Source organism: Arthrobacter sp. SO3 (assembly GCF_020532825.1).
Taxonomy (GTDB): Bacteria; Actinomycetota; Actinomycetes; order Actinomycetales; family Micrococcaceae; genus Arthrobacter.
Genome location: NZ_MQTS01000197.1, coordinates 1 through 12,413, shown reverse-complemented (window position 1 = coordinate 12,413; position 12,413 = coordinate 1). Strand labels below are relative to the sequence as shown.

Here is a 12,413-nt window from a genome sequence, read left to right as displayed (position 1 = left end):
GGGCCCGCCACTGTGCGGAGAGCTGATGGAGTGGTGCGGCGGATTCCGGTTTGGTGGTGCGGGTGGAAAGGGTTGCCTGCTGGCGGAGCTTGATGGTGGTTGTTGCGGTTGGGGGAGTGCTGTGGCTGGCGGTCCATTCGGCGACGAGGCGGTCGGTTTCCAGGTCGATGAGGCGGGAGCGGTTGGAGAATTCGAGGATCAGCACCTGGTCGACGCCGGTGAGTTGCTGGCTGGGGTTGTGCGTGTCCGCGGCCGGCTCGCCGATGTCGGCGTCGGTGCCGAGATTCCGTTGGAGTCCGTCGAAGAGGAGACCGTTGTAGTGCTCGCTGGCTGCGACCGCGGCCTTGTAGAGCGTCCGCGAATCCAGCGTGACCCACGCATCGTCGGTGATGCGCTGGACGCGGTTGGCGATGACCAGGTGGGTGTGCAGCTGAGGATCCCCGGCACGGGACTCCCAATGGTCAAAGGCGGCGGCTATGGCGCCGCGGGTGCCGAGGTGGGCGACGCCGTTGCGGCCGGCCCGCGTATGGATGACTGACTCTTCGAGCCACTGCAGGGTGGCGTCGACGGCCTCGTGGTGGGTCTGGAGAATCTGGTCCTGAAGCGCGCGGGGGCTCAGTGCCCAGAGGACGGACACGGATTTGGGGACGCTGAAGGTGAGGTCGAAGCCGACGACGGCGTGGCGCGTTTCGGTTCTGCCTTGGCTGTTCTGGACGACCGTAGGTTGGCCGTGCGGACGGCCCAGGGGAGAGCCGGTGTCCGGGTGGGCCGCGTGGTCGAAAAGAGCTTTGGCGGCGGATTCCGTGACGACGTCTCCGCTGGTCCGCCTGATGCCTTCCAGTCCGGAACCCAGCCAGCGGCCCTGCGGCGTGCCCGCTTTCATGTAGTACGTGGTTGCATCTGCGGGAGTGACCGTCAGATCGTCCAACATGGTGGTCTTGAAAAGGTACCTCAGGCCTGACTGGGCTGACAGCCTGGCGATGGACATGGTCATTGCTTCTGCGCTTCCCGATGGCGGCTGGTGGATGTCCACCCTCGCCGGCGGAATACGGCTTTCGTGGTGTCGTCTATTTCAAGGCCGGTGGCCTGCGAGACAGCCAGCAGTCTGCCGGCCAGGCGGACCAAGTCCTGGGAGTCAGATTTGTGGACGGTCTGGTGTCGGTCTATGTCGGCGCTGAGGCCCTTGATGACGGCTCGTTGGTCCGCGTTCTCTGCCGCCAAGTGGTCAATGTCTACGGCTTGGGACCGGAGCTGGGCGCGGAGTGAATCGAGGAGTTGGCTGCTCTTTGCGAGGGCTTCAGACAAGCGGGCCACGGAGTTGTGCTGGAGTGCCCCCGGGACCGATGCTTGGGCGCGTGAATTGAGCGCGACAGCCGCGCAGGGAACGGGCGGCGTCGTGACCTTGGCCCTGTGCCGCCGTCGACGATCACGCTGTCTGTTGGCGCAGCGCGTAGAGCAGAACCGCTGCGACCCGCGCGACGGGTCGAAGCGCTCGCCGCATTCCCCGCAAATCTTTCCGCTCACAGTCGTTCATCAACGCCGACGCGCCCTGCGACATGACTTGCCGTGAGTACGCGCTCACGCCGACAACCTTGGATGCCAGAGGTGTGAGGGTGGTGCGGTTTTGTCCTCTGGACATGTCCAGAGGACAAGCGTTCAATGGTGGTAGGCGAGTCTTGGCGGGCCCATATGTTCGGGCCGATTCGTCGAAGGGCAGCGGGCATGGATACGAGCCAGCAGTCCAGATGATGGGATTCCAATGGGACATTTTGCGGACTCTGAATATTCGCCGGCGCGCAGCGCTGTGGAGGGCTTCCGGGCGCTGAACCTGCCAAGCCGCCTTTCCTTGGACGGTCTGATCTCGATAATTGAGAAGACCCGCGGGCGGCGGATTGAGATCGACGTCTGTGAGTCTTTGAACAGCGGAACGGTTTGTGGGCTGTGGCTGTCCACGAACACTCGGGAGATCATCCTGCACGCGCCCACGCCGTCGGTGCTGCACCGTCAGCAATTTATCCTTCACGAACTCGGACATATGGTGCTCCGCCACGATGAGGCGGTGGTGTCCGCGAACTACGCCGAGACCCTGTTTCCCAATCTTCCCGGCGAGAAAGTCTCGCGCATCCTGGGGCGCAGTGACTTCCTGGATCACATCGAAGCGGCCGCCGAGACCTTGGCAGATCTCTTCGCCGCTGCAATCAGGGACAGCAGCATCGAGCCCCGGTCGTTTGAAAGGATTTTGGGGTGATCCAGGTCTTTGCCGCCGCCGTGATCTGGGGCTTGGTCCTGTGCCTCTTTCCAAGCATGAAGCGGCGCAGCGACCACAGCATCATGGTGGCTGCCGTGACTATTGCCACCGCACTCACCCTGAACGTCGACACAATCTACCTCGAGGGGGACCGGCTTCTCGGAGGCCGCAATGTCCTGGACCTGGTGGCCAACATCTTCATGGTCGTCGGGATCTACTTCCTGTCCCGGGCGATCCTGCGGGCGGCCGATCCAGACGAGACGATGGACCGGCGCAACAGGGGCGGACTCGCTCTGCTGGGACTGGTCGTCGTCGCACTGATTCTGAGTTTCAGCCTGGTCGATGCCCCGCGGACGTCCACCGCCTTTATGAAGGACTTTGGCAGCCAGTGGGCAGCCGCCGCGTACTCCAGCATCCAGTTCCTCTACATCGGAGCGGTGGTGACCGTCACTGGCTATACGTGCTTCAAGTTCCGTGGCGAGATGGCAAGGCCGTATTTCCGTCTCGCACTCACTTTCATCGGCATTGGGTGTTCCCTGGCCGTGGTGCTCGTTCTTGCGGTGGTGGGTATGGATGTCCTGCACCTGATGGGAGAGATTGAGTCGATGATGCGACTCTCCTATGTGTACGACGCCGCGTTATTCGGAGCCATGGCGTTTCTGTGCGTGGGCCTAGCCTTGCCGCCGGTCGCGCGTGGCCTGGAGCGCAGGTCCGATTCCCGGACCGCAGACGTCCTCGTCGAACGTTTGGCTGAGCCCTGGGAACGAATCACCGAAGCTCGCGCCGGGAATCGGCTCAATGTTCCGGCGGTGGGCAGTGATCCCCGGGCTGCGTCCAAGCAACGACTCCACCGGATGCTGGTTGAGATCCGTGACGCCATGTTGGTCGACCCTGAACTTGCCAAGTCACTAGGGGAGAGTGATATTCAAGTACTGGCTGAAGCCGAGGAGTATCTCGGAACCCGGGTTTCCGCACCCGGGCATTGGGGAGCCAGGACGTCAATCAAGGGGGAGTTGAAGTCATGACCGACAGCGACGGCGGGCTCTCCGAAACGCCGCAAGCACGCCTCGCCCGAAAGTTGAATCTCCTCCTGGATCTTTTTGAGGCCCAAGGGTCTTCGCCGTTGACCTATCCGCAGATCAGCCGGCACATGGAGGAGCGGGGAACGCCCTTGTCCCGCTCCAGGTGGGCCTATATGCGAAGCGGAGACGGTCCCATGGCGACGGACACCGCGCTTCTTCAGAACCTTGCCGACTATTTTGGCGTCGACTCCCGGTACCTCCTGGACGACGCAGGGGAGATCCCCGATCTGGTCGATGCCCAACTGCAGCTGTTGCGGACGCTGAGGGAAAACCGCGTCAGGAATTTTGCGGCCCGGCAGCTGCAGGCGATTTCCCCCGCCACGCTGCTGCGTTTACGCCAAGTAATCGACGACCGCATGAAAGAGCCAAAGGACGACGGCTGTGCGTAAGTCCGTTGTGGGCGTGGTCACCGGTGGTGTCGTGACGGCCGCCGCGGCGCTTTCCGGTGCTGTCTATTTCGCGCGTCAGATTGTGGTGCCAGCGTCGCAGCGCGTTGAGGATCTGCCGATTCGCGGGGTGTTCCGCGACAGCAACGATTCGTTGCTGATTGAACTGCCAGCATCACCCCGGACCACGGTTCCGGGCCGCTACAGCATCTGGTTTGCCAACGGTGCAGGCCACGCCTGCATCGGAAAGATCGTGGCCACCGACGACGGCGCAGGGCCCCCCGCCGTCGGGACGGTGACGAGGCTGGTTGAACGGGTTGACTCGGGGGACCTGCTGAGCGCCAAGGCCGGGATCTGGAGCGGGTACGTCTATCCGACGCCGGAGCCACTTGGGCTGCCCTACAAAGATGTGGGGATTCCGGTGGAGAACGGCGTGGCGCCGGCCTGGCAGTTCCCACCCTCTGAGGCCTCCCCAGGAGTTACCGGGACGTGGGCTATCCACGTCCATGGCCTGGGGGGCAAGAAATCCGGCGCGCTGCGCGGTGTACCAGTTGCAGGCCGGCTGGGTTACACCTCTCTGGTGGTTTCATTCCGGAATGATGGGGAAGCACCGGCGTCAGCGGACCGGCGCTACCACCTGGGACAGTCCGAGTGGCGCGACGTCGACGCAGCCGTCTCTTATGCCCTGGACCAGGGCGCGCAACAAATTGTGTTGTTCGGGTGGTCTCTCGGCGGCACGATTGCCCTTCAGTTGACCCTGGAGTCGGAGTTCCGGGACCGCGTTGCCGGGCTCGTTCTCGATGCGCCGGTCATTGACTGGACGAGCACGCTGACGGCCAACGCACGATCCAGCATGCTTCCGGGCTGGATTGCGGCCTTGGGGTTACGGATTCTTGAGTCACCTCGACTGTGTTGGATTGCCGGGCTGGGAACAGCCTTGAATTTGAGGGCCCTGGATGGGGTGGCCCGAGCGGACCAACTCCGCCCTCCTGCCCTGGTGATCCACAGTGAAAGGGACCGGTCGACTCCCTTCGCGGTTTCTCGCCGGTTCGTCGACCGCCGTCGTGATTTGGCCACGCTGGTGACTTTTCCCTCTGTGGAGCACACGCAAGAGTGGAACGTCGATCCGGAGGGGTGGGACGCAGCGGTGTTTGGTTGGCTCCGCAACCGTGTGGCGTCGGGCTGACTGCCGGTTCCCCGGGTAGATCAGTCTCTCGATACGGGTTCAGGATGCCTCAAGCCCGCGATTCCGATACGCCGTGTTCCGGTCCATGGTCCAGCCGGCGACTATTCCGCGTCCGATCATTTGGTCGCTGAGCCTGGCCAGGTGGTAGCCGGGGTCGGCTTCGAGGGCGAGTTGCAGGAACTGGTGGGCTTTGCTGCCTCTGCCTTCCCACCAGTTGATGAAGGCGATGGCGGTGAGGATTGGGGCGGAGTGTCCGGTGCTGCTGCGTGTGTAAGCGTGCAGCAGCAGCTGCTCTGCCCACTCGACCCGGGACCAGTGCGGCTTGCTGTCCGTCTGGGCCAGGAGGACACGGTCCATGGGTTCGTCGATTCCGGGGATGTCCGCCATGAGTTGATCCCGAATGGTGGGGAACTGCAGGCCTGCGACCAGGCTGACGATTTGCTCGTCGGTCGGGAAGGATTTTGCGTCCAGCATTTCCGTCCACAGCGTCCGGGCCCGGTCCATGGCATCTCGGCTGTTCAGGCTCTGCATCGATTTCACGCAGCTTTCGACGGCGTCCGCGGTCTGGGTCTCTTTGGTCGAGGCTGGCAAGGTGATGCGGTTGGTTGGGGCGATGGTGCTGCCGCGGTAGACGAATTCGGCGTTGACCTGGCTGGACTGTGTCGACGTTAGGGGCAGGGATGGTCCGGCCTTGGGATCGCCGTCGTACTGCGAAACTGCGTCGTCTCCTACGAGTAGGCCGTCACGGATGGACATTCCCCGCTCGGCGAGGGCCCCTGTTAGTGCCGCGATGGTTGCGGCGTGAGGCCTGGCACGTCCGGCTTCAGCGGGCCGCGATGTGTATACGGCGAAGACGATGCTGGCGGCATTAGCATCATGGGCTAAGTAGTCGGCGATGGTCTGTGCATAGCTGATCTCTGACCCCGGATTCGGCAGGTCAACGCGCAGTGTGGCACCGACATGATTGTCGACGAGGGTGATGCAGACGAGGCTTTCGCGGGGCCAAAACCCCAGGGTGTGTCCGATGAAACTGAGAGCGTCTGCAGGTGTTTTGATCGTGAGTGGTTCCATGGCCTTTTTCCTTTATCGACTGGCGGGCACCGGTCGTGCCTGTCAGATTTTGGCGCCGTTCTGATAGAGGAGTCACCGCTGGGTACGAGGGGCCGGAGTGCAACTTGGGGAACCGGGCACGGTCCAAAATTTCGCGAGGAAACAAGCGACGGAGGAGCGCCGAACGAAATCTTGGACCGCGATCGGCGCATCGCGCCCTGGTTGCGCGGAGGACCCGCCCAGCGATGATGGGGGATCAGAATGACAAACAGCGAAGGTACTTCTGGTTATCCATGGACGGCCTTGGGCGGCGCGGCATGACGCCGGTAGTCCCTTTGGTCTGCTGGGACGTTACCGTGTTCGCTGAGCGCGGCGCGTTTCCAGGGCGTGTTCGGCGCGTTCGACGAGGGCGCGGTCGCGGGGCGTTGCAGCGCCGCGTCACAAATGGCTGGTCTGCCGCTGCCTCCCCGTGGAGAAGCCTATGGCGGGGCTGGCTTTTCGCCGATTGCCTCGAGAAGCCAAGAGCCAAGCCCCACTGGATTCCGCTCAATGACTCGAGCGGATTCGACCTGTTGCGGGCCCGCCACAATCTAGGTTGCGGGCGCGCCGCCGGTTACTACAGGTACTTCTCGACGTGGTCCCCGTCGTAGTCCTCGTCGCCGTTCATCATGTCGATGGCGCGGCCCACGTTATTGTTCGACTCGATGCGGGAGCCGACACAGCTGGCGCACTGCGGACCGCCCTCAATCTCTTCGTCGTAGTCGATGTCGTCCTCCGGGAACTCAATATTGAACTCGTCCCGCTCGACGCCGACGTCGAATTCCTTCTTGCACTCATCGCATGTGGCCATGCTTGCACCTTACCGGGTGAAGACGTCACTAGCCTTGTCTCCACATCCTGCGCGAGCAGCTCGAGGTCGAAAACGGCGCGTTCTGGGATTGCGTGAAGAACGGTGTCCTGCCGGACCGCGGCGGATCGGCCGAGGCACCCAAGAATGCCATCCCCGCCTGCGTCGTCTCCGTCCTGCTCGGCACGATTCACCTGCCCGAGGAGGAGGTAAAGGCTTCGACGGCCGCCGGGACGCTCGCCCGGACGGGTGAACTCTCGAAACCGCCCCCCGACGACGGCGATGCCGAAGCCGACAAGGTTCAAGAGAACGTCGCCAGACAGCGGTTCTACTCCGCGGGGCGCCTCTCGCGGACCTCAATATCAGGGTGGTGCTTCCTGACCCACTCGGCCATCCGATGGTTCCGTTTTTCGAGGAACTCCGGGACTTTACCCCGGTACTCCACGTACTCGGGGGTTGATGTCGGTGTCCCTTGACGCTCGAAGTTGTCCGGCGGCAGGAAGTATTCAACCGACTCATAATCGGAGTCGGGCGTCAAGAGGTCTTGAAAGTGGAAGAACTCCATGAACCGCTTGAAGTCGCCGAAGAGTTCGAAGAGGTCCTCGTGGACCTTGATGACTTTGGCGAGGGGGCTCCATGGCTCCTCTGCGTAGGCAACAAATACGAATCTGTGCTGCCGGTCGACACGTTCCGGGCCCTGGACACCACCCGCATCTTTGCCGCCACGACCATCAACGCGGGCCGAATCGAACGAAGGCTCGTGAAGAACTTCCCGGCGGATTGTCTGCTCAACCGCATCGAGGGCGGCAAGTTAACGGCAGTCCGCGGGGCTTTCGACACCACCCAGGTAAAGCGTCGGGCAGCTCGTGGTCGACTTGATCAGCCAGTAATCCTGACAGTCGCCGCTTACTTCCGGCTAGCTTTCTTCTTCTTAAGCGCCTCGATCTGCTTGGCCTTCTCTGCAAGCCTTTGTTTGAGCTTGGCCTCCTTCTTGAGGTGCGCTGCCGCAGCTGCGAGTTCTCGCGGGGTCCTGTTTGTCGCACCGGGTGGTCGCCCCATGAGTGTCTCCTTCACAAAGTTAAAAAACAGTAATTGTAGATATTGTGCCTTAACTCCGACGCCCGTGAACGCCAAGCGCGAGTGTCGGGATTTCCGGTCTGTCCGCCCGTGGCACAGCTTCAACTGGGCGCGTCGGCCGGCGATGAGTCGGGACTCCAGGATTGCCTCGGATGCTCTCAGGGGTTCAGCTGAGACGGGGGAGCTTCTGTACGGTTGGTGGCCTACTTTTGGTCAGCGGGTCGATGCCGCCAAGATGGCGCATGAGCAGTGGCGTGTCGTGGACAAGCGCCGGGCTCTCCGACATCGTTGACCTGTGAAGAAAGGACAAGACTCCCTGGCCAAGGCGGGCGATGCTTTGGCGCCTCTGCGCGCCGCCAAGGCCCGCAGTCTTCGCTCCCGGCTCTGATGCGCGCGGAGCGTCATCCAAGGACTACACCGCAGAGCTGACACAGTTACCGAGGCCCGAGCGCCTATATAGGCGTGAGGAAGTGCTCGAGCGGTCCTCACAAATACCCAAGGTGTCCGGCATCTACGCGTGGTACTTCGATGAAGGGCCACCTGGCGTAGACGTCCGCAACTGCCACGACATCCCTGAAGGAGTGATGCTCTACGTCGGCATCGCGCCGAAAGAGCCGCCGCGAAATGGAACACCGCCGAGCACCCAGATGCTTTGGAACCGGATCCGGTACCACTACCGCGGCAACGCCTACGGCTCCTCACTACGGCCGAAGGTGGGCTGCCATCTGGCAGACAACATAGGCATCGCGCTCCGCAGAGTCGGCAGCGGAAGCGGGCTGACGTTCACGCACCACGGCGAACGTCAGATCAGCGAGTGGATGAGCCGGCACGCCCGCGTATCCTAGGTTCAGGCGGATTCGCCCTGGCTCCCCGAGACGCACGCGATCGAGCAGCTGAGCCTGCCGCTCAACCGGCAGGGCAACAGCCACCATCCCCACTACCCCATGCTCAAGGCCCTCCATGCCGAGCAGAGGACAACAGCAAGGTGCTCTTCCTATCGCGTGACGCTTGGCGGCCGATCTTCGGTACGGGGCGTTCTTTGTCAATGAGCGGGAGAGTCGGCAAGAGTCGTGCCGGGTTGCGAAGACGCCGCGGTTGCGGTCCAAGTCACATAGGATTCGGACAAGAACCACGAAGAAGAGAGACAGATGGGGCAAAGGCAGTCGGGGAAAGAATGGGCGGCAGATGAGGATCGGCGACGCTACTGTGAGGAAGAGCGACGGGCTCTCCCGTCCGCTGTCACCGAGGGACTTGTTGATGTGCTTGCAGGCAAAGCTAGCCCGGAGGAGCGCGAAGCATTACTAGCCCGAGTGAGCCGTTACAGGGACAGGTCGCGCCGAAGGGCCGATTGGCTCCTTGGGATCTTGGACAGTGCCACCGCTTTGGACATGAAGGCTCTTGAGCAAGCGATGGCGAATTCGTCTGCAGCAAGGTACGCCAGCAGCGCTGGATTCAACCGGTTTCACTGGATTCTCGCTGTTTCGGCGAGGGGAACAGATAGGAGTCAGGAAAACGTTCAGAGGTTCGCTGCAGCTTGCGGTGCATGGTTGGCCACCTCCCGAATCATTTGGCAGCTCGTTGACCGCGACAAGGATCTTGCGCGCGGAGTCCAGGTGAACCCGTGGCAGGAAACTCAGAGGAGGATTTGGTCGGTTGATATTCACTTCCGTTGGGTCTCAGAACTCTTCTGTAGCTCCATGGCTTGCGAGATCGAGAGCAATCGAACCAAGTACAGCAACTTCGAGTTTGTTAGTCAGCGGGCAATCACGGATCTCTTCAAGTGGGTTGAGGCATACGTAAATAGGATGGACCGGCAGGCGGCCGGGGAAGTAGTTGGGCCAGTACCATTGCCGTCCCCGTTCGCCCGCCCACTCGTGGAGGTCTTGGCTGTGAAGGGAGACGAGCATCGATCCAAATCCTTCGAGGAGTTGGTGGATACGCTCGAGATTGAGGGCCATCCATTCGTCGAAGTCGGAGGCATTATCGCACCAGTGGCAGTGCGAGAGGCGACATACGGGGTTGAATTTGCACTCCTCAACCTGGCCCGCAGTCTCCTCTCCGATGACAAAGACCGATCGGACCTTTTTGAGAATGCTGTAATACGGGCGCTGAGCCATGTCCTGCCCTCAGGAATTGAGCTTCCGCTTGCTCCTGTCTTTATCCCAATCCCCGAGACAAAGAACAAAGGCGAAACGGACTTTATCTTCCGTTCGCCAGTGCATACGTTCATCGGTGAATGCAAAGCAATGGCTGCCGTTCACGCGACTGGCACCGTCATTCACACTTTCACTGACCAAGTGAGCAAGGCGGCGACACAGCTCAAGCTACGAATGGATGCGGTCAGATGTGGCGGCGGCGTGACAGTTGACGGGTTGACCTGGGCGGCTCCAAGCAGCAATGTTTATGGGCTAGCCGTCCCCCTCCATTCCTATGGTGGCGCTGTTTGGAACCACGAGTGTCTTCCTCACGGCGCTGTAGATCACCCGGATCTTGCAGTCATCCCATTCCACCAGCTCCTTGTAGTCGCACGGGCGATGGAAGACGCCGACGATCTCGGTGCATACATTCGATTTCGGAGCGCGTTGTTCGACCTCAAGCTGGAGCTTCGGGATGAACTCGATATTCTGGCCGCCTATATTTTCAGCGACGCCGCCAAGATCAAGGCCATGATAGAAGGCGCTCCAGAGCACGGGATGCGGGTCATTCGCGCCCATGGCGTGGAACTTGAGACGGCTGTCAGCGACGTCATGCCGACCTCCGCTCAGGCGTGGCGCCGTCGGCTGACGCGGACACTGACCTAAGGGTGGCTGGGTGGTTCGTCTCCCTTCCCTGGCAGGCGCCAGATGACTGCGCAACCTACCGTGATGGATTGCGGCAGTTGTGGAGCCCTCCGGCACGTTGTGCTTCTTTGCACCACTCGTGGCCACAGACAACGACGTCATACCGTATCGCCCGAAACGCTGCTCTGGAATTTGCGGCCCCGGCCGCCCGAATGGCGTAACTTCGATTAAGGCCAGATGGGAACGCAACGAACAAGGGGGCTCGGTGTGGTGAAGAAAGATCAGATTCTTTGAACGACGGGGTGCCGGGGGAGCGGGATATCTATGCCGTGCTGGACTCAGCCGACTCTGAGCAGCCAGTTTCTGCGCCGGCGGACAGGAATGCTGCCTGGCGCCTGAAAGTGGCGCACACGTTCCATTGCTCGACTGCGCTGGGCGGCTGCGGTACCGAATTGACCTTCGCTATCGGCGACGTCAACATCCCCCATTTCCGGCACCGGTCTGGTGTTACCTGCGCACTGGGGGTCTCCGGGTCCGTCGCCGACCGGTACACCCACCTGGCCATCCAGAACGCCCTGCGCGACTGGATCAACGCGATGCCGGGCTTCACATGCGGGCTGGAAGTTTCTGTAAAGGAAGGGCGCACCGATGTCCTGGCCACCGGACCCAACTTCGAAGCGGCACTGGAGGTTCAGCGGTCGCAGTTGAGCGGCACAGCGAGAAGTGAACGTACCAGCCGCTACCTGACCCGCGCCGCCACGGTGGACTGGCTGTTCGAGTCCACAGGCATCGACGCGTTCAAGACCGAACTCGCCGTACGCGGCTGGAGCCTCAGGATCTGGTGGGGCTGGGTCAAACAGGAATGCCGTATCGGCGTCAGCTACCACGCCGGCGAAGACACTGAACCCGAACTGAAGGCAGCCGGCGGCCCTCTCGAGCAGTGGCGCCTGACCGCAGGCGGGCTCGACTCCGAGCACCTGAGGAAGGCAAAGTATGCGGTCGCCGGCCGGCAGGAGGCCCTGCGGCACCGAAGAGAGGATGAAGCAGCAGCCGCCGCCGAGGAAGCATCGGACAAGAGACGACGTGACGCGGCCGCGCGCCGTGGCGCCCTGGATGCGGACCTCGCGCTTTACCGCCAGTATGAGGAGCAGTTGAGGACCTTTTCCGCCGATGTTGACAGCAGGTGGCCGGCCAAATGGCCAGCTCTGAGTGGCAGCCCCAAGCAAGTCCTGTGGGCCGCAGGTCTGCGCGTGAAGATTCTTGGGTTCCTGCACGAAGAACTCGCCAATGACTGGCTGGACGCGGAACGTGGATACCCGATCGCCCAATGGTTGGCAGAACAGGAATCGGCTAAGTACTGGATCGAGCACCTCAGAGACGTCCGGGATACGTTCGATCTGCTGCACGAATACGGGCACCGCTGACCGATTCCGTGTAGGGGCAATCTGCCCTGCCTACGCCTTCCAAAATTTCCTGACAGCATCGTGCATCGGACGCCCCGGCTTTGTCCGGGTTGACGACGGCACCGGCGGCAGCGTGGGGGGACGGCGCATGCGCGGGACCGCGGTCGGTTGGCTCATCAGACCACCTATCTGCTGAAAGAACTCTGGCGGGCCGGCCACTCGGTTGGTCATGCAGATTGCTGCTCACTTCCCCATGAGATGTTCGGAAAGGAAGTGAACCGTACCGGGTTTGATGCCGCTTCCTTTTTTGTGAAGGATAGCGATTATGCCCAAGCGATACCCCCAGGATCAGCG

The 12,413-nt window shown here is 62.0% G+C and carries 14 protein-coding genes; 10 read left to right on the top strand and 4 right to left on the bottom strand.

What is annotated here, in order from left to right; genetic code table 11:
- Positions 1-988, bottom strand: a 988-nt coding sequence (gene mobF / locus BJQ90_RS18575; protein ID WP_226761683.1) for a MobF family relaxase, incomplete at its 3' end; no start/stop codon positions are given.
- 5 nt (positions 989-993) lie between these two features.
- Here mobF and BJQ90_RS18570 point away from each other — a divergent pair.
- From BJQ90_RS18570 to BJQ90_RS18550, 5 genes are all read left to right on the top strand, one after another.
- Positions 994-1,266, top strand: coding sequence for a hypothetical protein (locus tag BJQ90_RS18570; RefSeq protein ID WP_226761682.1), 273 nt, complete (start codon positions 994-996; stop codon positions 1,264-1,266).
- Positions 1,267-1,759: 493 nt separating this feature from the next.
- Positions 1,760-2,248 (top strand): hypothetical protein, encoded by a 489-nt coding sequence (locus BJQ90_RS18565; RefSeq protein ID WP_226761681.1) that lies wholly within the window; start codon positions 1,760-1,762, stop codon positions 2,246-2,248.
- Entirely contained in the window at positions 2,245-3,273 is a 1,029-nt protein-coding gene (locus BJQ90_RS18560; RefSeq protein WP_226761680.1) for a hypothetical protein, read from the top strand. Before BJQ90_RS18565 ends, BJQ90_RS18560 begins: the two co-directional genes overlap by 4 nt.
- A complete protein-coding gene (locus BJQ90_RS18555; protein WP_226761679.1) occupies positions 3,270-3,719 on the top strand; it encodes a hypothetical protein in 450 nt (149 codons plus the stop codon). Before BJQ90_RS18560 ends, BJQ90_RS18555 begins: the two co-directional genes overlap by 4 nt.
- Before the next feature lie 7 nt (positions 3,720-3,726).
- Positions 3,727-4,902 (top strand): alpha/beta hydrolase, encoded by a 1,176-nt coding sequence (locus tag BJQ90_RS18550; RefSeq protein ID WP_226761678.1) that lies wholly within the window; start codon positions 3,727-3,729, stop codon positions 4,900-4,902.
- A 39-nt stretch (positions 4,903-4,941) separates the two neighbouring features.
- On the opposite strand, the gene BJQ90_RS18545 is transcribed toward BJQ90_RS18550, so the two are convergent.
- The 3 genes from BJQ90_RS18545 to BJQ90_RS22965 all read right to left on the bottom strand — a co-directional run bounded on the left by BJQ90_RS18545 (position 4,942) and on the right by BJQ90_RS22965 (position 7,415).
- Positions 4,942-5,973 carry a DUF4192 domain-containing protein gene (locus BJQ90_RS18545; RefSeq protein WP_226761677.1) on the bottom strand — a complete coding sequence of 344 codons (1,032 nt, stop codon included), beginning with the start codon at positions 5,971-5,973 and terminating at the stop codon, positions 4,942-4,944.
- Between the two features lie 595 nt (positions 5,974-6,568).
- Positions 6,569-6,802, bottom strand: a complete 234-nt coding sequence (locus BJQ90_RS18540) for a hypothetical protein (protein ID WP_226761676.1) — start codon at positions 6,800-6,802, stop codon at positions 6,569-6,571.
- Positions 6,803-7,127: 325 nt separating this feature from the next.
- Entirely contained in the window at positions 7,128-7,415 is a 288-nt protein-coding gene (locus tag BJQ90_RS22965) for a DUF6994 family protein (RefSeq protein WP_413463715.1), read from the bottom strand.
- Between BJQ90_RS22965 and BJQ90_RS18530 the strand changes: the two genes are divergently transcribed.
- The 5 genes from BJQ90_RS18530 to BJQ90_RS18510 form a co-directional block, all read left to right on the top strand.
- A complete protein-coding gene (locus BJQ90_RS18530) occupies positions 7,350-8,168 on the top strand; it encodes a hypothetical protein (protein WP_226761674.1) in 819 nt (272 codons plus the stop codon). The genes BJQ90_RS22965 and BJQ90_RS18530 overlap by 66 nt on opposite strands.
- Before the next feature lie 178 nt (positions 8,169-8,346).
- Entirely contained in the window at positions 8,347-8,721 is a 375-nt protein-coding gene (locus tag BJQ90_RS18525; RefSeq protein ID WP_226761673.1) for a GIY-YIG nuclease family protein, read from the top strand.
- 543 nt (positions 8,722-9,264) lie between these two features.
- A complete protein-coding gene (locus tag BJQ90_RS18520) occupies positions 9,265-10,677 on the top strand; it encodes a hypothetical protein (protein ID WP_226761672.1) in 1,413 nt (470 codons plus the stop codon).
- Between the two features lie 269 nt (positions 10,678-10,946).
- Positions 10,947-12,080 carry a competence protein CoiA family protein gene (locus BJQ90_RS18515; RefSeq protein ID WP_226761671.1) on the top strand — a complete coding sequence of 378 codons (1,134 nt, stop codon included), beginning with the start codon at positions 10,947-10,949 and terminating at the stop codon, positions 12,078-12,080.
- Positions 12,081-12,227: 147 nt separating this feature from the next.
- The coding region (locus BJQ90_RS18510) for a hypothetical protein (protein WP_226761670.1) at positions 12,228-12,413 on the top strand (186 nt) is incomplete at its 3' end.